The sequence below is a fragment of the Yersinia vastinensis genome (genome assembly GCF_902726565.1).
GTDB classification, from domain to species: Bacteria; Pseudomonadota; Gammaproteobacteria; order Enterobacterales; family Enterobacteriaceae; genus Yersinia; species Yersinia vastinensis.
Map to the genome: position 1 here is coordinate 199182 of NZ_CACVAF010000004.1, position 17461 is coordinate 216642.

Below are 17461 nucleotides of genomic sequence, written 5' to 3' on the forward strand. Positions count from 1 at the left end.
AAATACTGCCACTCAAGGCGAGGGCAGCATTTTACATTGTACTTTGGGTTGAGATGAATATTACAGATAACGTTGTTCTAGATGCTGGCGGAAAAAGCGCGGATTAAGCGGTTCTCCCGTCGCTTTGGTGATCAACTCCGCAGTCGAATAACGGCTGCCATGTTGCCAGATATTTTGCTGCAACCAAGTGAATAGGGCACTCAGGTCGCCGTTGGCAATATTCTTGTCTAATTCTGGGATGGCGTTACGAGCCGTTTGGAAGAGTTGGGCTGCGTACATGGCACCTAATGTATAGGTTGGGAAATAGCCAAAAGCACCATCTGTCCAGTGAATGTCTTGCATACATCCATTACAATAATTACCTTCGGTGTTAATTCCGAGGTATTGCTGCATTTTTTCATTCCAGAGGGCAGGAATATCATCGACTTCAATCTCGCCACTTATTAACGCTTTTTCAATCTCATAGCGCAAAATGACGTGAGCAGGGTAACTGACCTCATCAGCATCAACTCGAATAAAGCCGGTTTTAACACGTTGATTTAACGCAATGAAATTATTTTCCTCGAAGGCTGCCTGCTCCCCAAATTGGTGTATAACTTGCGGCCGAATGACGTGCAAAAATTCTTTACTGCGCGCTAATTGCATCTCAAACAATAAACTTTGTGATTCGTGAATGGCCGTTGAGCGTGCATGCGATATTGGTTGACCCAACCATTCACGCGGTAAGTTTTGTTCATAACGAGCATGCCCAGTTTCATGCACAATGCCCATTAATGAGCTGAGAAATTCTTGCTCATTATAGCGGGTTGTGATGCGTACATCTTGAGGCACACCGCCGCAGAATGGATGAACACTGACATCAACACGCCCGCCGTCAAAATCAAAGCCCAGCACTTTCATGACACTCAAACCTAATTGACGCTGTTTTTCTACATCAAATGGCCCTTGTGGTATGAGGCAAGGCTCGTTCGCTTGTTTGGTGGTCACTTTTTGCAGCAATGTTGGTAGCCATTGTTTGAGGTCACCAAAAATACGATCCAGATCGGCGCTGTTTGTCCCTGGCTCGTATAAGTTGAGCAAGGCGTCATAGCGGGAGGTACCTGCCGCTCGAGCACGAATTGATGCTTCTTCGCGACTGAGTTTGACCACTTCTCGCAGATTTTCTGCAAATCCGTTCCAGTCATTGGCGATACGTTGTTGACGCCAGGCATGCTCGCATTTGGCTCCAGCAAGTGATTTAGCCTCAACCAACGCTTCTGGTAGCAACACCGAATTATTGTAATGACGACGTATTTCGCGCAAATTCGCCAGCTCAATCTCGTTGAGACTTTCTTGCTCGGCTTGTGTGAGCCATTCACCCACCTGTTTAGCCGTTAGAATCTGATGTTGTAGTACATTCAGTTCAGCCATGGCCTCGGAACGCGCAAGGTTCCCTTTTGCTGGCATCATGGTCTGCATATCCCATCCCGCAATAGCGGATAAATGCTCGAAGCGAGAAAGGCGAGTGAAGGTGGTGCGCAGGTGATGATAGGCAGTCGTCATAGAACACTCCATAAAATCTGATATGCCAACGTGTTTTTATTGGTGGCTGTTTATAGGACTAGATTATTTGGCACTATCTGGGTCAGTGGATACCACATAAAGCGTTTTTACTGGCCAACAAAATCGGAAGCTGGCTCCTCCCAGTGAACTGGCATCGACAGAGATACTCCCTTGATATGCCTGTGCGATGGAGTGAACAATCGCTAATCCCAAGCCGCATCCCCCTGTTGCACGATCTCGGCTGGGATCAAGGCGCACAAAGGGTTCAAAAATACGGGTTCGCTCATCCAATGGAATGCCTGGGCCGTCATCTTCAACTTGCAAACACGCATTATCACCATCGAACCACAACCCGATACGCAGCCGTTTAGTGGAATAACGTAGCGCATTGTTGACCAGGTTATCCAAAACTCGTTCCATTAAACGCAAGTCAACAGCGCCAAAATCTCCGCGATGAGGGATATCAAGTTCAATCTCACGCTCACTATGAATCAAGCGCATATCCATAACTTTCGTGGTTAACCAACCCGGTAGATCTATGGGTTCCAGATTAAGGGAAACCTGCGGGCGATCCAGACGAGCATAGGTGAGAAGTTCGTCAATCAAGGCTTCTAACTGACCAATATCATGATTTAACGCTTGTTGTTCACTTTCTGTCAGATTATCGCTCATGGCTAAACGATAACGTAAGCGAACTAGTGGGGTCCGCAACTCATGAGCAATGCCGTCAATAAGGAGTTTTTTGCTAACAATCAATGTGCTGATGTTGTCAGCCATCTGATTAAAGGCGACTCCCAAGCGGCTCAAACTGGATGTAGGATCAAAATGTGTTCGCTCATCAAGGTGCCCAGCCCCTAGGCGTTGGGCTGCATTTTCCAACTTAAGCAAATCTTTCCAATGAGGGCGCATCCAGAGAAATACAGGTAAAGCCAAAGACATACCAATCAGAATGAGTAAGGCCAGATCAAGCAAACGCATTTGATGTAGATAAAACAGATAGGGGACCGGACCGACAGCAAGAACGTAGTGACTACGCGGTATCCGTTGCAGGAAGGTGTATTCATCATCTAAAGCGATAATTTCACCTGCTCGCAGGCGTTTATTTAATCGCTCACCAAGGTCTCGTTTATCTAGTGGCTCAATATGCAATTGAAAAGAAAGATTTAAATCTAATGTGGCAATGGTTTTGTTCCAGTCCTTTAGCGGGATTTCACGTAGCTCGCTGCGCATGAGAGATAGCGAACTTTTCATTAAGTCATCTAATGACTGTCGGCCTGCACGTTCGGCTGTGACTTTATAAACCAGTCCGACCAACATCGCCATTACCAAAAAGCAGACGAATAGCAATAGGAAAAACTGAATAAATAGTTTCCTCATTGCTGCACAAACTCCCAAGCATTGGGCGCAAATAGATAGCCTTTATTGCGTACCGTCTTGATACGGAAAGGCTCTAGGGCATTGTCATAGAGTTTGCGGCGCAAGCGCGAAATTGCGACATCGATACTGCGGTCCATCCCGTCATAACTGACACCACGCAAGTTTTTTAATAGCGCTTCTCGATCCATAATGACTCCGGCATGAGTTGCCAGTTCCCACAGCAGATCGAAATCTGAAGTTGATAAGGTAATCTCTTCATCACTTAGATTAACTTGTCGATTAACTGGGTCGATGCACAGTAAGCCAAAATGAATTGCGTTATGACCTGTGAGTGGGGGGCTGATGGTTTCTTTGGTCTGCTGTTGATTATGTTGACGTAGATGTAAACGCAAACGCGCTAACAATACCGCCGGCGGGGTGGTTTTCAGGATATAGTCGTTCGCGCCCATCTCTAAAGAGAGAATATGGTTCATATCACTGTCTAGAGAAGTTAACAGCACGATCGGGCCTTCATAGCGGGGCCGCAGATCACGACAAAGCGTCATCCCATCTTTTCCCGGCAGCATGATATCAAGCAACACTAAGTCAGGTTGCTGATGTTCAATAACAGCTTGCGCGGTATCACCACGTGGCTCAACAAACACATCAATGTCATGTTTGCCAAGATAGGCTGCTATCAGTTTCCCGACCTCCGGGTCGTCTTCAACAAAAACAATTTTGGTCATGTTTTTCAGTTTTTAAAAATGCCGGAATTCAGCATAGCGCGCTGTTGTCAGCAATACTATGCATGTTACTTATTCTGTTTGTCATTAATGCCAATGACTGATTGCTAGACAACGGGCAAATTATTTCATTATATTAATGAAAGTGATTATATCGTCATCTCTATTTAGTTGCGTCCATCGTTTATATATCAATATCTGTGGTTAATGAATAGCTGTATCGATCAACTGAGGACTGAGGGATGAGTGGCGAACACATTGGTGTGCCAGCACAGAGCGAAAAAGTCTGCTTCGATTACACGGAATTTCTGGCCGCGTCGTGCAAAAAGCGGTGGAGTTTTCTTGATGCCATTTATGGTGTTATGCCCATTTTTGGTATGGTTGTAAAAACACAGGCTGAATTAGAGAACACCCCCCAAGAGCGGCTTACTGCCTTGGCATTACAGGTATTATCCACTCAGCTCAGTGACGAAACGAATATTATTCGATTGATTAAATTGGCCGAGCAACAGGGGATAACTGCGTTAGATATTCAGCTACCTTATCCTTTGGAAACGGCACAGCTTGGTGAGATTAAGCAAAGATTTCCGCTTTCAATGGGATTAAGTCAGAAGGGCGAATGTTTATCTGTAGATATATTAGGCACGGAAAACCATGAGCTATTTTAAGACCATGCTCGTATGGGCAAACAGGTTTAACCGGCCTGCCCATGAGAATTATTAACATCAACGCGCCAGGGCACTCAATGCATAACGAGCCAAGTTGCTGGAATGGTAGCCATTAATACCAGACAGATTGCCGCACGTTCCACAGTATTGAGTAATCGAAGCCCTTCATGCCCTTTTCGTGCATAAATAAACACCAATAAACCCGGCGCATATAAGAGGGCAGATAACAGCAAATACAGCAAGCCGGCGGCATAAATCAGCCATAAGCCATATAGACAAGCCCCACTCGCCGCCACAATTAACCGCCAGTCCTGACGTTTTATCGCTACCTTGAATAAGAATGCGCCAACCAAAAAGTAAGGCACTAGAATCATTTCAGATGCAATTGTGAGCAACGTATTGTAGTTGCTGCCTGTTAGCCAGATAAGAATCAGTGCCACTTGTACGGCGCTGTTTGTCAGCCACAGTGATTTTGCTGGGGCATTGTGCTTATTTTGCTGTCGGAACATTTTAGGAAATGCACCATGGTTCGCGGCAACCATCGGGACTTCAGCGGCCATAATGGTCCAGCTAAGATATGCACCACAAACAGAAATAATCAGCCCAGTAGCAATAATCACTTCACCCCAAGGCCCGATCATCTCAACCATAATGCCAGCCATCGATGGGTTACGCATGTCGGCCAATTCGGCACGGGGTACCACACCGAGCGACAATAATGTAATCAATAGATAAACGCACAAAGCAGAAACCACCGCCAGCATGGTGGCCCGACCAACATCTTTTTTATTGCGTGCTCTAGCAGAAACTACCACCGCCCCCTCAACACCAATAAAGACCCAAAGAGTGATAAGCATCGTGTCTTTTACTTGCTGCCAAACCGGGGTGTGCAGAGCGATACCAGTGAAATCAAAACGGAAAGTGTCGAGGCTGAAAGCAAGCCCCGCCAGAACAATAAAACCGCCAATGGGGAGCAGTTTTGCCAGCGTTGCGGCCAGATTAATGCTGGCGGCAGTCTGTACGCCACGCAATACTAGGCAATGCACTAACCACAGCAGAAAAGAGGCACCCAGTAGCGCCTGCCAAGTATTACCTTCGCCAAAGATAATGCTGCCCGATTTATCGGTAAAGAAGCTCAATGCGGCGAACACAATCACTAAATAAGAGACATTGGCAATCACGGCGCACAACCAGTAGCCCCAGGCGGAGAAAAACCCGATGAGATCACCAAATCCCTCTTTGGCATAGGTGAATATCCCACCATCTAGATCCGGGCGTAGACGGGTTAGTAGTAACATCGCAAACGCCAGGAAAATAATCCCCACGCCGGTAATACTCCAGCCAATAAGTAATGCCGCCGGGCTGGCAACTTCAGCCATATTTTGCGGCAAGCTGAAGACACCTGCGCCTAGCATTGAGCTAAGAACCAGCGCAGTTAGCGCAGTCAGGCCGAGTTTTCTTTCCAATTGTGAATCCTGGTTTTTAGAATATTAATGAGTGGCTACTGGCTATTAAGCAGCATTATATGAGGCTAATTCATCGAGAATTGACAGATAATAGCCCTAAAATTTTCGGGAGATTTTACGGAGTGAGGGGCAATCATGCAATGATTGGTTATGCGATTTAGATAAAAAATTATTCAATCAGTATGAGTAAAAGGATGTTGTAATGAGGGTCAATAACAAAAGGGCAGCTCATGGCTGCCCTTACGCTGAATATTTAAACAATCTTATTTGAACAGATCTGCGCTAACACTCAAGTTACCGCCACTTTTGTTCTGCCATTGGCGAGTCACATGGTAATACTTCGCACCTTTCGCCGCGGCACGTTTAGCGACTTCGTGAGAAACGTCCGTCATGCTGTTGTAGTGACCAGTAAAGCTAATAGAATCGAACGGCACCATCTGTGCAGCCGTGGTGTTATTCAATTCCTGAATTTGAGTACCATCAGGCAGAGTTACAGTGTAACGCTTACCTGTTGATGATTGGGTCTCAAAGAAACGGCCAACATCAGCACTTGGTGTGCCGGAAGAAGCAACACCTGGAATTTCTACGTTAGCCGCGGCTGCGCCACCGGCGGCAAGAGCCGCACGACCTGCATCAGAATCAGCAGGGATAACATCTGGGCTTTGTACTACACGTTTAGCGGCGTCTTCTTTATAGATATAAGCCGTCACAAACTGATTGCCACCTTGGTTTGCATCTACCTGACGAACGATGAAGAAAGAGTATGCACCTTTCTCTTTGGCCGCTTTGGAGATAGCTTCACTGATATCAGGCTGGCTACGGAAGAAACCACTGACAGACACGGTGTCATAAGGTTGCAGGGTGTAGGCTTCAGTCTTAGGTAATTCTTTAACACCATTAAAGACGCGATACTGGGTATCTTTGCTCACTTCCGGTGCATCATTATGATAAACATCGGCCGTTACACGCCAGTTGCCGCCATTGTTGTTGCTGTTGATATCTTGGATATAGAAGGAGTCGGCGCCTAATTTGTCAGCACGGCGGGATACCGCATCAGCTGCTTCATTGATTGCATTAAACCGGCCAGTAATAGTAATGCGATCAAAGGGCTTGATGGCTGCTGCTTGCTCTGGTGCGAGTTCTTTTGCCGCTTGTGCAGCAGAAAGCGCGGTGAGTGATAGCAATGCCGATGCGATGATCGTGTATTTCAGCTTCATAAAAAATCCTTTCGCCTTGCGCATTAACGTTGATACGTGCGGAACAATTGATGTGTAACAGACTAGCAGATGATTATTACATGTAATAATGGCGAGTGTCTCCGCAATTTATATGACTTAGCATGTGAATTATGAAGTTTAGCCTAGAGTTACTTTACATTAAGAATGGTAATAAGCTTTACGAATAATAGCTTTAACGTCATAAGTGCGGATTATTTACATTTTGCTAACCTGAAACCGCGCCGTTACTGAGTTGCGTGATTTTGATAACGCTCATTATTTTGGCGCAAAGTTGCAGGACAAGCCGCTAGTAAATAATATTTTTATAGTGAATTATACAGAGTTCTTTCCGCTTGCCAGTTTTAGTGCAAAAACTGCATTTGCAGCACACACAGATATGGATCATCGGTCACATTTTCAGTAGGTTATAGGGAGCTATAGCGAAGCAGGTTTTGCCCGTGGCTCGGTAGAACCGAGACTCACCCTAGAATAATTGAAATTGTAGGGTATATAGGCAGGATGACAATACTCATCATCAAAGACAGGTAAAAAGGGAACATTATGCGTATTGGTGTACCAAGAGAGCGGTTGGCCAATGAAGCCCGTGTTGCAGCAACGCCGAAAACGGTGGAACAATTGCTGAAATTAGGTTTCACCGTGGCGATTGAAAGCGGAGCTGGCCATTTAGCCAGTTTTGACGATGCGGCGTACCAGGAAGCGGGTGCCACCATTACGGATACCACCGATGTGTGGCAATCCGATCTTATTCTCAAAGTGAATTCCCCCCTTGAGGATGAAATTGCTCTGATGCGTGCGGGGAGCACTTTAGTCAGCTTTATCTGGCCGGCTCAGAACCCTGAATTACTGCAAAAGCTGGCAGAGCGTCAAGTCACTGTATTAGCAATGGATTCTGTACCACGTATCTCGCGTGCGCAATCCATGGATGCACTTAGCTCAATGGCTAACATTGCAGGTTATCGCGCCATTGTTGAAGCCGCACATGAATTTGGCCGTTTCTTCACCGGGCAAATTACTGCCGCAGGTAAAGTGCCACCGGCAAAAGTGGTGATCATCGGGGCTGGTGTCGCCGGGCTGGCTGCCATCGGTGCCGCGGGGAGTCTAGGGGCGATTGTTCGTGCTTTTGACACCCGTCCGGAAGTAAAAGAACAAGTCCAAAGTATGGGCGCTGAATTCCTTGAACTCGATTTTGAAGAGGAAGCAGGCAGCGGTGATGGCTACGCAAAAGTGATGTCTGAAGCTTTCATCAAAGCCGAGATGGAACTGTTTGCAGCGCAAGCGGCTGAAGTCGATATTATCGTCACAACGGCATTGATTCCTGGCAAACCTGCGCCACGTTTGATCACCAAAGAGATGGTGGCATCAATGAAATCAGGTAGCGTGATTGTCGATTTAGCCGCGCAAACCGGAGGGAACTGTGAACTCACCGTTGCTGATAAAGTCACAGTCACAGAGAATGGCGTGAAAATCATCGGCTACACTGACTTACCAAGCCGTTTACCAACTCAATCCTCCCAGCTTTATGGTACGAACCTGGTTAACTTGCTGAAATTACTCTGCAAAGAGAAAAATGGCGAGATTGATATTGATTTCGAAGATACCGTGATTCGTGGCGTTACCGTAGTGAAAACCGGTGAAATTACTTGGCCTGCACCACCTATTCAAGTATCAGCACAACCTCAAGCGGCTAAAGCTGCACCACTGGTGAAAGAAGAGGCTAAACCATCATCGCCGTGGCCGAAATATATCATTATGGCACTGGCGATTGTGTTGTTTGGTTGGTTAGCGAATGTTGCTCCGAAAGAGTTTTTATCCCACTTTACGGTTTTTGCATTGGCGTGTGTGGTTGGATACTACGTCGTGTGGAATGTCAGTCATGCACTGCATACCCCTTTGATGTCAGTAACTAACGCCATTTCAGGTATTATTGTGGTTGGTGCATTGTTGCAGATTGGTCATGGCGGCTGGGTGAGCTTCTTATCCTTTATTGCCGTGCTGATCGCCAGTATCAACATTTTTGGTGGCTTTACCGTCACCCAGCGCATGCTGAAAATGTTCCGTAAAAATTAAGCTTATATAAAACTAGGTTTATATAAAAATGTTGATAAAAACAATGTCATACAAAAATGAAGGGGTAACTGATGTCTAGTGGTCTCGTTACAGCTGCGTACATAGTTGCTGCGATTTTATTTATTTTCAGTTTGGCTGGGCTGTCGCGCCACGAAACATCCAAACAAGGTAATACTTTCGGTATCACCGGTATGGCCATCGCACTTATTGCGACCATCCTGGGGCCTGACTCAGGTAACGTTGCCTGGATTATCATTGCCATGGTGATTGGTGGGGCAATTGGTATTTATCTGGCGAAGAAAGTCGAAATGACTGAAATGCCAGAATTGGTGGCGATTCTGCACAGCTTCGTGGGCTTGGCGGCAGTTCTGGTTGGCTTTAACAGCTATCTGGATCATGGCTCTGAAGTCATGGATGCCGTGATGGTGAATATCCACCTGACAGAGGTGTTCCTCGGTATCTTTATCGGTGCGGTAACATTTACTGGCTCTATTGTTGCCTTCGGTAAATTACGCGGAATTATTTCATCCAAGCCGCTGATGTTGCCACAACGCCATAAGTTGAATTTGGTCGCGCTGATTGTTTCATTCCTGCTGATGATTCTGTTCGTCAAAACCGACAGCGTGGCCCTTCAAGTGGTCGCACTGTTATTGATGACGTTAATTGCGCTGGGCTTCGGCTGGCATCTGGTGGCGTCTATTGGCGGTGCAGACATGCCGGTTGTGGTTTCGATGCTGAACTCATACTCTGGTTGGGCTGCAGCCGCCGCTGGTTTTATGTTGAGCAACGACCTGTTGATCGTCACCGGGGCATTAGTCGGTTCTTCCGGTGCCATTCTGTCGTACATCATGTGTAAAGCGATGAACCGCTCATTTATCAGCGTTATCGCTGGCGGCTTTGGTACTGACGGTTCTTCTACCGGTGATGCTGAAGAGATGGGTGAATACCGCGAAACTACTGCGGAGGAAGTGGCCGAGCTGTTGAAAAACTCAAGTTCAGTTATTATCACCCCTGGCTATGGTATGGCGGTAGCGCAAGCACAGTATCCGGTGGCGGAAATCACTGCAAAATTACAAGCTCGTGGGGTCAAAGTTCGCTTTGGTATTCACCCGGTAGCGGGGCGCTTGCCTGGTCATATGAACGTGTTATTGGCTGAAGCAAAAGTACCCTACGACGTGGTGCTGGAAATGGACGAAATCAATGATGATTTCCCAAGTACTGATGTCGTGTTGGTGATTGGTGCCAACGATACTGTCAACCCAGCCGCGCTTGAAGATCCGCGTAGCCCGATTGCAGGGATGCCAGTGTTGGAAGTGTGGAAAGCGCAAAGCGTTATCGCTTTTAAACGCTCAATGAACACCGGCTATGCTGGCGTGCAGAATCCGTTATTCTTCAAAGACAATACTCAGATGTTGTTTGGCGATGCGAAAGATAGCGTTGAAGCTATTTTACGCGCGTTGTAATCGTTAACGCGATAACTGAAAAGGGCCACTGATGTGGCCCTTCTTTTTTGGAGTAAACATGAACATCAAGTGAAAGGGCGGTTACTCTACATCCTCTTGATCTTCATCACTTTCAATTGGGCATGTGAATCCTTCCGGCTTAATCGCCAACAAATCACATTTTAGATGGTCGATCACATGTTCTGTCGTGTTACCAATAAAGGCGGCAGATAATCCAGTGCGGCCCAATGTCCCCAGAACCACCACTCCCGCACGTAAGTGCTCAGCCAGATCGGGAATAACCTCTTCAGGTAACCCTTTCTCCACATGGGTGAATTTTTCATCAATACCAAACTGCTGACGTAATGCTTTCATGGCCACCAAATGCTGACCACGAATAGCATCGTTATAAACGCTCGGGTCAAAATCAGGCAATTCAATGGCGATATTAATCGGAGTTACTGGATAGGCGCTAATCAAGTGAACTTGAGTTTGGTTAACATGTTCGGCCAACTCTTGGGTTTCTTTCACTAGGCGTAAATTAAGTGGGTCATGTAATGGGTCTTCGCTAGAGAGGTTGACTGCGACCAATGCTGTCCCGCCCTCCGGCCAAGGTTGGTCTTTAACCATCCAAACCGGGCACGGACATTTACGTAATAGATGCCAATCAGTTGGTGTGAAAATAATAGATTCTAGACGATCGTGTTGATGTGCCATTTTCAACAGCAAATCGTGCTTGAACTTCAGCACTTCCTGAATAATAGCTTCGTAGGGTTTGTTGTGCCACACCACTTTTATTTCTATAGGGACGCCAGCATCAAGGTAAAACCGACACTGTTCGCCTATCCATGCTGAACGCTGGCTGATAACCCCTTTGCGCATAGCCGTACGCTCATCAGGAGATAGCAGGGTGGTCATGTCATAGGACAAGTCATAAATAGCTAAAAATGCTTTAATTGTGCCGCCATTGCGCTGCACAAGATAAACTGCACGTCTTAATGCAGGCTGATCATCCTGATTGGGGTCAATAGCCACCAGAATATTCTGATACTTTGCCATAGAGTCTCCTTACAACCGTGAATTAACAGTATGTTAGTTAAAGAGTAAACCATGAAAGTCAAAGAGGACAGGGAGAGCGCTAATCAGACCAATAAATAAGAGTTATCCTCTGAAGTATTTACTGGTCTGATATTCGGTTTAAAGACTGGGTCTTGGATTACCCGCTAGCTGTGCCAGCGCTTCGGTATTCTCGATAGTGATATACTTGCCTTTCACACTCAGAATATCGCTTTTCTGGAAACGGCCCAATAGGCGGCTAATGGTTTCTACTGTTAGACCTAAATAATTGCCGATATCGCCGCGCGTCATAGTTAGACGAAACTCGCGTGGGGAGAAACCACGCTGTGCAAAGCGGCGGGAAAGATTATAAATAAAGGCAGCCAGACGCTCTTCTGCATTCTTTTTAGAAAGCAGTAAGATCATGTCTTGATCACCTTTTATCTCGCCACTCATTAATCGCATCATCTGCTGGCGCAGATTTGGCATTTTGCCAGATAAGTCATCCAGTGTGTCAAACGGGATTTCGCACACCATGGATGTTTCCAAGGCTTGCGCAAAACTTGGGTGTTGTAAATTACTGATAGCATCAAAGCCGACTAAGTCGCCAGCCAAATGAAAACCGGTAATCTGCTCATCACCTTCTTCGGTAATGGTATAACTTTTAATGGTCCCGGAACGGATGGCATACAGGGATTTAAGTTCATCACCTGCTTTAAACAGCGCCTGTCCTTTCTGAATAGGTTTTTTCCTTTCAATGATATTGTCGAGCTGGTCCAGCTCATTTTCATTTAAGGTAAACGGAATACAGAGCTGGCTAATACTGCAATCCTGACAGTGAATTGCACAACCACCAGACTGGATACGTCGGATTACGCGTTTTTCCGGGATCATAGGGTATTCCCATTAATATTGATATGCGTCAATTTTAACATCTTTTCTTGCTTCTGATAAGAGTAAGAATAGTTAGCGTGCTAAAAGATAACCCTCGTGCATTAATAGCCACCGTTTTCGCTCTACACCACCAGCATAACCCGTCAATGCGCCTTGCTGGCCAATCACCCTGTGACAGGGGACAACAATAGAAATTGGGTTTAAGCCATTCGCCATCCCAACCGCTCGCGAAGCAGTTGGACGATGAATACGTTTTGCTAACTCGCCATAGGTAATCGTCTGACCGCAAGGGATTTTTCGCAGTTGCTCCCAGACCTGACGCTGAAAATCAGTGCCGGCAGTCTTCACTGGCAACGTGTCAATAATACTAAGTTCACCGGCAAAATAGCGTTGCATACTTTCACTTAACCCACCGGGATTACGTTTTTCAACCAACGTAAAGCTATTTTTGCCGTAATGATTGTGCAGTAATTTCATCAGACGGTCGTAATGATCGGTCCAATCAATAGCGCGTAGCCGGTGCTCCTCATCTGCAATTAGCAACAGTTCACCTTGCGGGGTTGCCATCCTATCAATCAAAAACGTTTCCATAAGTTTCCGCTACCTTGCTGCCATTGGTTGATGAAAAGAGAGGTTGATGAAAATTTTAGCGGTAATTATTGCATGAAAGATAGCATCGATAGATCACAATCCCGGTATGAAAGCAAAAAACTGTTCTTATTGCGGCATCAATCGCATAACGCAGAGCGTTTAGTTATAAGGTTGAGGTGGGCGAAGCGGGTATTAGCCGCTAGGATGAGAGTTTGTTAAACAGACTTCATAGACAGTATTGTTTGTGAAACCCACTCCTAATCAGGTGCTCAATTCATGTCGAATACGATTTCGTATCCTTTATTACGCGATGGCGATCCTCAGGCTGCCGTCATTGAAAACCCCGAGAGTTGCTCACCTTTTATTCTGCTAGCTGACCATGCAGGGCAACGTATCCCAACTCAGCTAGGCGATTTGGGTTTACCCGCAGGAGAGATTGACCGTCATATTGGTTGGGATATTGGATCATTAGCGACTGCGCAGTTACTCAGTAAGTATCTTGATGCGACATTAATTCACCAACGTTATTCGCGTTTAGTTATTGATTGTAACCGCACACCGGGTATTGCCAGTTCTATCCCCGAAATCTCGGAACATACACGAATTGTACGCAATATAGGTGTTACCGTAGAAGAAGCACAAGCCCGTCGAATTGAAGTCTTCCAGCCATATCATGATTTGATTACACAGACACTTGATAGACGCCGTGATAGCGGTCAGCCCAGTGTTATTATCTCCATGCACAGTTTTACACCATCATTTAAAAACAGTGACCGCCCTTGGCAAATTGGCACTTTATTTAACCGCAATCCAGATTTTGCTTTGCAATTAGTTGCATTGTTACAACAAGATAGTTCATTGCATGTCGGTATTAATGAACCTTATGCGATGACGGATGCCACCGATTTTACGTTGCCATTCCACGCCGAACAGCGGCAATTGCCCTATGTGGGGATTGAAATTCGCCAAGATCTTATTACTGAGCACGATGGTCAGAAAGCGTGGGCTCGCCGTCTAGCACAATTGTTACCGCAAGTTTTAGCGAATATTGGGTACTCAAAATAAGTGGCTGGCTCATTTATTTCCCCGGAAATATCTGTTTTGTGCTAATCATCAAGCTGGATTTATGACGGGTAACCATTAATTCGTTATTATCGATCTTAATCGTCATGTTTAGTTTATAACACTCATAATAGTAAGGTTGATAATCACGTGGAATCCAAACCTGCGCGTATCCTGATTAGTGCCTGTCTCATGGGGAAACCCGTCCGTTATAATGGCAGAGCTTTGTCTGTCCATGATGAAATTATCCAGCGTTGGCAGGATGAAGGGCGGCTAGTGTTGGCTTGTCCTGAATTAGCAGCAGGAATGCCTGTACCACGTCCCCCGGCTGAAATTCAACAGGGCAATGGTGAAGCTGTGTTGCAAGGCCAGGCGCGGGTGATTGAACAGTGGGGCAATGATGTCAGCCGGGAGTTTCTACAAGGCGCTTATCAAGCATTAGACGTTGCACAAAAACACCACTGTCTCTTGGCCGTGTTGACTGAAGGTAGTCCATCGTGTGGCAGTAGTCGCATTTATGATGGCCATTTTAGTGGAACGCAACGCACTGGTCCGGGGGTAACCACTGCATTATTACGCCGCCACGGAATCATGGTTTTCAGCCATCTTCAACTTGAACAGGCTGATGATTTTTTGCGAAGCCGTTCACAAATCAAGGTCGAAAATTAATCAAATGTCATAAAATCACGCTATACTGTATAAATGAACAGTATCTGTAACATCGTATCTATAGTCACTTAATTTTTATTGAAACCATTAAGTCGAGGTCGCGATATGACATTCAAGATAGTTGAAAAACAACCGCAGCAGATCGTCAGCATCCGGGTCGTAGGCCCGTATCATGAGACTATTCCCCGGGGCTTTGAGCAACTTTCATCACTTTATACGCAGCACCAAATTCCAGGTAAAGATTGGCTAGCACTTTACTGGGATAACCCAGATACCAACCCTCCGGCTCAATTGCGAGCTGATGTCTCATTGTCCGTCGCTGATGATTATGTCTTGCCCGCACAACTCAGTGGTCAACTACAATTACAAGTGATCCCCGGTGGTTTATATGCCGTGTATCACACTCGAGTAATAGATGATGATTACGCTAAAGCATGGGGTGAATTATATAACCAGCATCTGCCCCAAAGTGGGTATCGGTCAGTTGAAGGTGCGTGTTATGAGGTTTACCTCAATGACGGCATGACTGATGGCTATTTTGATATTGATATTTATCAGTCAGTCGAGAAAGTACAATAATACATCACGGCAGTCAGGTTAATCCGTTCGGCTGCCATGATTTAAACCACAATCAATTTGTATATGACAGATCGAGGCATTCATATCTCGGTCACAAGAAACAATTGCTTTAACCAGTCACTGAAAATACGTACTCGTGGTGAAAGTTGGCGGCTATGAGGATATAGAAAAGAGACTGGCATGGGAGGTGGAGCATATTCTGGCAATATCTCAACCAACGTACCAGCCATTAAGTCTGGCTCAAGGTGATAGCGCGGTACTTGGATAATCCCAAGCCCTAGCCGGGCAGCAGCCACGAAACTTTCTGCGCCACTGACTGATAGCACTGTCGGTAACTTTACTTGATGAACTTCAGGTGTTGCGTGAGTTATCGAGAGCTGAAGCGAATGATCTTTTTCGGCGACAGGCAGCATTATAGCGCCAGTTACAAACTCTAACGGCATCAAACTGCCTGTTGCGCTGGAGCGAAAACCAACCATCTGATGCCCGGCAAGTTCATTCAGCGTATTGGGTGTGCCATGCTGTTGCAAATAACGTGGTGCAGCACAGGTGACTTGCGGCAATAGGGCCACTCGGCGGGCAACCATATCGCTGTCTTGTAAGTTGCCGACACGTAACACCCCGTCAATACCTTCGCGAATTAAATCAACCAGTCGGTCACCTTCACTGATAAATAATTCAATATCCGGATATCGAGCAATAAAATCAGGTAATTGTGGCAGAACAAAATGGCGCGCCAGAGTCCCTTGTACATCTATTCTCAGCAAACCTCGAGGCTTCGCATTGGCAAAGGCCATTTCAGCATCTTCAATATCAGCAATAATTCGCAGGCAGCGCTGATAGTAAGCTTCCCCATCCAGTGTTGGGCTGACATGTCGGGTTGTTCGTTGCAATAGGCGGACATTTAAGCGTTTTTCAAGTTGTTTTACTGCGTCTGTCACTGTAGATCGTGGCAAATTTAAATCTTGGGCTGTTTGGGTAAAACTGCGCTGCTCTACTATTCTGATAAACACGCGTATTGCCTCTATTCTGTCCACTTTATTGTTCGCTTTATTCGGATAGTGTTATCGAATAATAGTGGATTATCCGAATAGACAAAAGTGGCATTCTTTGTTGACTCATGTCATTGGCAATAACTCTCTTTCAGGCGCACTGCCAACGAACGTGGATGAACAATTAAACTCACTTTTAGGGGAAGATTATGACGAATACAACTCAGCCCGTCGCCATTATCACGGGGGCCTCTCGTGGGATTGGCGCTGCAATCGCAGAGCGTTTAGCACAAGATGGCTTTGCTGTGCTTATAAATTATTCACGAGCTGACGATGAAGCCGAGGCATTGGTGCGCAAAATTCAACAAGCGGGAGGATATGCACTGGCAGCAAAAGGGGATATCAGTGACTCTGCCGCGGTGGCGCAACTATTTGCTAAAGCAGAAACGGCTTTTGGTGGGGTTGATGTCTTAGTCAATAATGCCGGAATTATGTCTCTCAGTACAATTGCTGATAGTGATGATGAACACTTTGATCACCTCATTGCGATTAATTTAAAAGGAAGTTTTAACGGGATGCGTGAAGCCGCGAAACGGCTCAGAGAGGGAGGGCACATTGTTAATTTCTCAACCAGTGTGGTGGGTTTGAAACTGGAAAAATATGCGGTTTATGCCGCCACTAAAGCGGCGGTTGAAACGATGACGGCCATTCTGGCTAAAGAGTTACGAGGCCGAAATATTACGGTCAATGCGGTAGCTCCTGGGCCAACAGCTACGGATCTATTCTTGGATGGTAAATCGCCAGAACTGATTGAAAAAATGGCTAAAATGGCACCATTAGAAAGATTAGGAACCCCAGAAGATATCGCCGCAGCAGTGGCATTTTTGGTTGGCAAGGATGGCCGTTGGATCAATGGGCAAGTTTTGCGTGCCAATGGGGGGCTAATTTAACGCTACTTTGTCGTTTGGCAGCGAAAGGGCTGAGAATAATCTTGAAAGATAAGGGTTAATAATTCATTGCGATTGTCATAAAAGCGTCATTCGCCTGTTCTAGTATCCGTTGTAACCAATAAATACAAATTGTATTACTGTTTTAC

At 45.9% G+C, this 17461-nt stretch carries 16 protein-coding genes; 7 read left to right on the top strand and 9 right to left on the bottom strand.

Annotated elements, in window-relative coordinates:
• Nucleotides 1-60: 60 nt before the first annotated feature.
• The 3 genes from HUZ92_RS07760 to rstA form a co-directional block, all read right to left on the bottom strand.
• Nucleotides 61-1542, bottom strand: a complete 1482-nt coding sequence (locus HUZ92_RS07760; protein ID WP_174846804.1) for a carboxypeptidase M32 — start codon at nucleotides 1540-1542, stop codon at nucleotides 61-63.
• Nucleotides 1543-1605: 63 nt separating this feature from the next.
• Entirely contained in the window at nucleotides 1606-2919 is a 1314-nt protein-coding gene (gene rstB / locus HUZ92_RS07765) for a two-component system sensor histidine kinase RstB (protein WP_050097642.1), read from the bottom strand.
• Nucleotides 2916-3644, bottom strand: a complete 729-nt coding sequence (gene rstA / locus HUZ92_RS07770; RefSeq protein WP_050097643.1) for a two-component system response regulator RstA — start codon at nucleotides 3642-3644, stop codon at nucleotides 2916-2918. Before rstA ends, rstB begins: the two co-directional genes overlap by 4 nt.
• A 239-nt stretch (nucleotides 3645-3883) precedes the next feature.
• Between rstA and HUZ92_RS07775 the strand changes: the two genes are divergently transcribed.
• Nucleotides 3884-4309, top strand: coding sequence for a hypothetical protein (locus HUZ92_RS07775; RefSeq protein WP_050139555.1), 426 nt, complete (start codon nucleotides 3884-3886; stop codon nucleotides 4307-4309).
• Between the two features lie 74 nt (nucleotides 4310-4383).
• On the opposite strand, the gene HUZ92_RS07780 is transcribed toward HUZ92_RS07775, so the two are convergent.
• Both HUZ92_RS07780 and ydgH read right to left on the bottom strand, forming a co-directional pair.
• Nucleotides 4384-5775 carry an amino acid permease gene (locus HUZ92_RS07780; RefSeq protein WP_050097645.1) on the bottom strand — a complete coding sequence of 464 codons (1392 nt, stop codon included), beginning with the start codon at nucleotides 5773-5775 and terminating at the stop codon, nucleotides 4384-4386.
• 263 nt (nucleotides 5776-6038) lie between these two features.
• On the bottom strand, nucleotides 6039-6992 hold the full coding sequence (gene ydgH / locus HUZ92_RS07785; protein ID WP_050097646.1) for a DUF1471 family protein YdgH: 954 nt from the start codon (nucleotides 6990-6992) through the stop codon (nucleotides 6039-6041).
• A 561-nt stretch (nucleotides 6993-7553) separates the two neighbouring features.
• On the opposite strand from ydgH, the gene pntA reads away from it, so the two are divergent.
• Together pntA and pntB are read left to right on the top strand one after the other, a co-directional pair.
• The gene (gene pntA, locus HUZ92_RS07790) at nucleotides 7554-9080 is read left to right on the top strand and encodes a Re/Si-specific NAD(P)(+) transhydrogenase subunit alpha (protein ID WP_050097648.1); all 1527 of its coding nucleotides are present in this window, start codon (nucleotides 7554-7556) and stop codon (nucleotides 9078-9080) included.
• A 71-nt stretch (nucleotides 9081-9151) separates the two neighbouring features.
• Nucleotides 9152-10543, top strand: a complete 1392-nt coding sequence (gene pntB, locus HUZ92_RS07795; protein WP_050139554.1) for a Re/Si-specific NAD(P)(+) transhydrogenase subunit beta — start codon at nucleotides 9152-9154, stop codon at nucleotides 10541-10543.
• A gap of 81 nt (nucleotides 10544-10624) precedes the next feature.
• Here pntB and uspE read toward each other — a convergent pair whose 3' ends face one another.
• From uspE to ogt, 3 genes are all read right to left on the bottom strand, one after another.
• Complete coding sequence (uspE, locus tag HUZ92_RS07800) at nucleotides 10625-11581, bottom strand: universal stress protein UspE (protein ID WP_050097650.1); 957 nt, start codon at nucleotides 11579-11581, stop codon at nucleotides 10625-10627.
• 138 nt (nucleotides 11582-11719) lie between these two features.
• On the bottom strand, nucleotides 11720-12472 hold the full coding sequence (locus HUZ92_RS07805) for an FNR family transcription factor (protein ID WP_050097651.1): 753 nt from the start codon (nucleotides 12470-12472) through the stop codon (nucleotides 11720-11722).
• Between the two features lie 72 nt (nucleotides 12473-12544).
• On the bottom strand, nucleotides 12545-13063 hold the full coding sequence (ogt, locus tag HUZ92_RS07810; protein WP_050139552.1) for a methylated-DNA--[protein]-cysteine S-methyltransferase: 519 nt from the start codon (nucleotides 13061-13063) through the stop codon (nucleotides 12545-12547).
• Nucleotides 13064-13339: 276 nt separating this feature from the next.
• Here ogt and HUZ92_RS07815 point away from each other — a divergent pair, with 276 nt between their 5' ends.
• The 3 genes from HUZ92_RS07815 (at nucleotide 13340) to sbmC (ending at nucleotide 15373) form a co-directional block, all read left to right on the top strand.
• Nucleotides 13340-14128 carry an N-formylglutamate amidohydrolase gene (locus tag HUZ92_RS07815; RefSeq protein WP_145579951.1) on the top strand — a complete coding sequence of 263 codons (789 nt, stop codon included), beginning with the start codon at nucleotides 13340-13342 and terminating at the stop codon, nucleotides 14126-14128.
• Nucleotides 14129-14275: 147 nt separating this feature from the next.
• Nucleotides 14276-14794, top strand: coding sequence for a 2-thiouracil desulfurase family protein (locus HUZ92_RS07820; protein ID WP_050097653.1), 519 nt, complete (start codon nucleotides 14276-14278; stop codon nucleotides 14792-14794).
• A 105-nt stretch (nucleotides 14795-14899) separates the two neighbouring features.
• Nucleotides 14900-15373 carry a DNA gyrase inhibitor SbmC gene (gene sbmC, locus HUZ92_RS07825; protein WP_050097654.1) on the top strand — a complete coding sequence of 158 codons (474 nt, stop codon included), beginning with the start codon at nucleotides 14900-14902 and terminating at the stop codon, nucleotides 15371-15373.
• Nucleotides 15374-15453: 80 nt separating this feature from the next.
• Here the strand turns inward: sbmC and HUZ92_RS07830 are convergent, their stop codons facing one another.
• Nucleotides 15454-16410, bottom strand: a complete 957-nt coding sequence (locus HUZ92_RS07830) for a LysR family transcriptional regulator (protein WP_145579952.1) — start codon at nucleotides 16408-16410, stop codon at nucleotides 15454-15456.
• Nucleotides 16411-16574: 164 nt separating this feature from the next.
• On the opposite strand from HUZ92_RS07830, the gene HUZ92_RS07835 reads away from it, so the two are divergent.
• The gene (locus tag HUZ92_RS07835; protein WP_050097656.1) at nucleotides 16575-17315 is read left to right on the top strand and encodes an SDR family oxidoreductase; all 741 of its coding nucleotides are present in this window, start codon (nucleotides 16575-16577) and stop codon (nucleotides 17313-17315) included.
• Nucleotides 17316-17461: the final 146 nt, after the last annotated feature.

Coding starts and splice junctions, on each gene's coding strand:
- HUZ92_RS07760 (WP_174846804.1), bottom strand. CDS start 1,542: ATGACGACTGCCTATCATCACCTGCGCACCACCTTCACTCGCCTTTCT.
- rstB (WP_050097642.1), bottom strand. CDS start 2,919: ATGAGGAAACTATTTATTCAGTTTTTCCTATTGCTATTCGTCTGCTTT.
- rstA (WP_050097643.1), bottom strand. CDS start 3,644: ATGACCAAAATTGTTTTTGTTGAAGACGACCCGGAGGTCGGGAAACTG.
- HUZ92_RS07775 (WP_050139555.1), top strand. CDS start 3,884: ATGAGTGGCGAACACATTGGTGTGCCAGCACAGAGCGAAAAAGTCTGC.
- ydgH (WP_050097646.1), bottom strand. CDS start 6,992: ATGAAGCTGAAATACACGATCATCGCATCGGCATTGCTATCACTCACC.
- pntA (WP_050097648.1), top strand. CDS start 7,554: ATGCGTATTGGTGTACCAAGAGAGCGGTTGGCCAATGAAGCCCGTGTT.
- pntB (WP_050139554.1), top strand. CDS start 9,152: ATGTCTAGTGGTCTCGTTACAGCTGCGTACATAGTTGCTGCGATTTTA.
- uspE (WP_050097650.1), bottom strand. CDS start 11,581: ATGGCAAAGTATCAGAATATTCTGGTGGCTATTGACCCCAATCAGGAT.
- HUZ92_RS07805 (WP_050097651.1), bottom strand. CDS start 12,472: ATGATCCCGGAAAAACGCGTAATCCGACGTATCCAGTCTGGTGGTTGT.
- ogt (WP_050139552.1), bottom strand. CDS start 13,063: ATGGAAACGTTTTTGATTGATAGGATGGCAACCCCGCAAGGTGAACTG.
- HUZ92_RS07815 (WP_145579951.1), top strand. CDS start 13,340: ATGTCGAATACGATTTCGTATCCTTTATTACGCGATGGCGATCCTCAG.
- sbmC (WP_050097654.1), top strand. CDS start 14,900: ATGACATTCAAGATAGTTGAAAAACAACCGCAGCAGATCGTCAGCATC.
- HUZ92_RS07835 (WP_050097656.1), top strand. CDS start 16,575: ATGACGAATACAACTCAGCCCGTCGCCATTATCACGGGGGCCTCTCGT.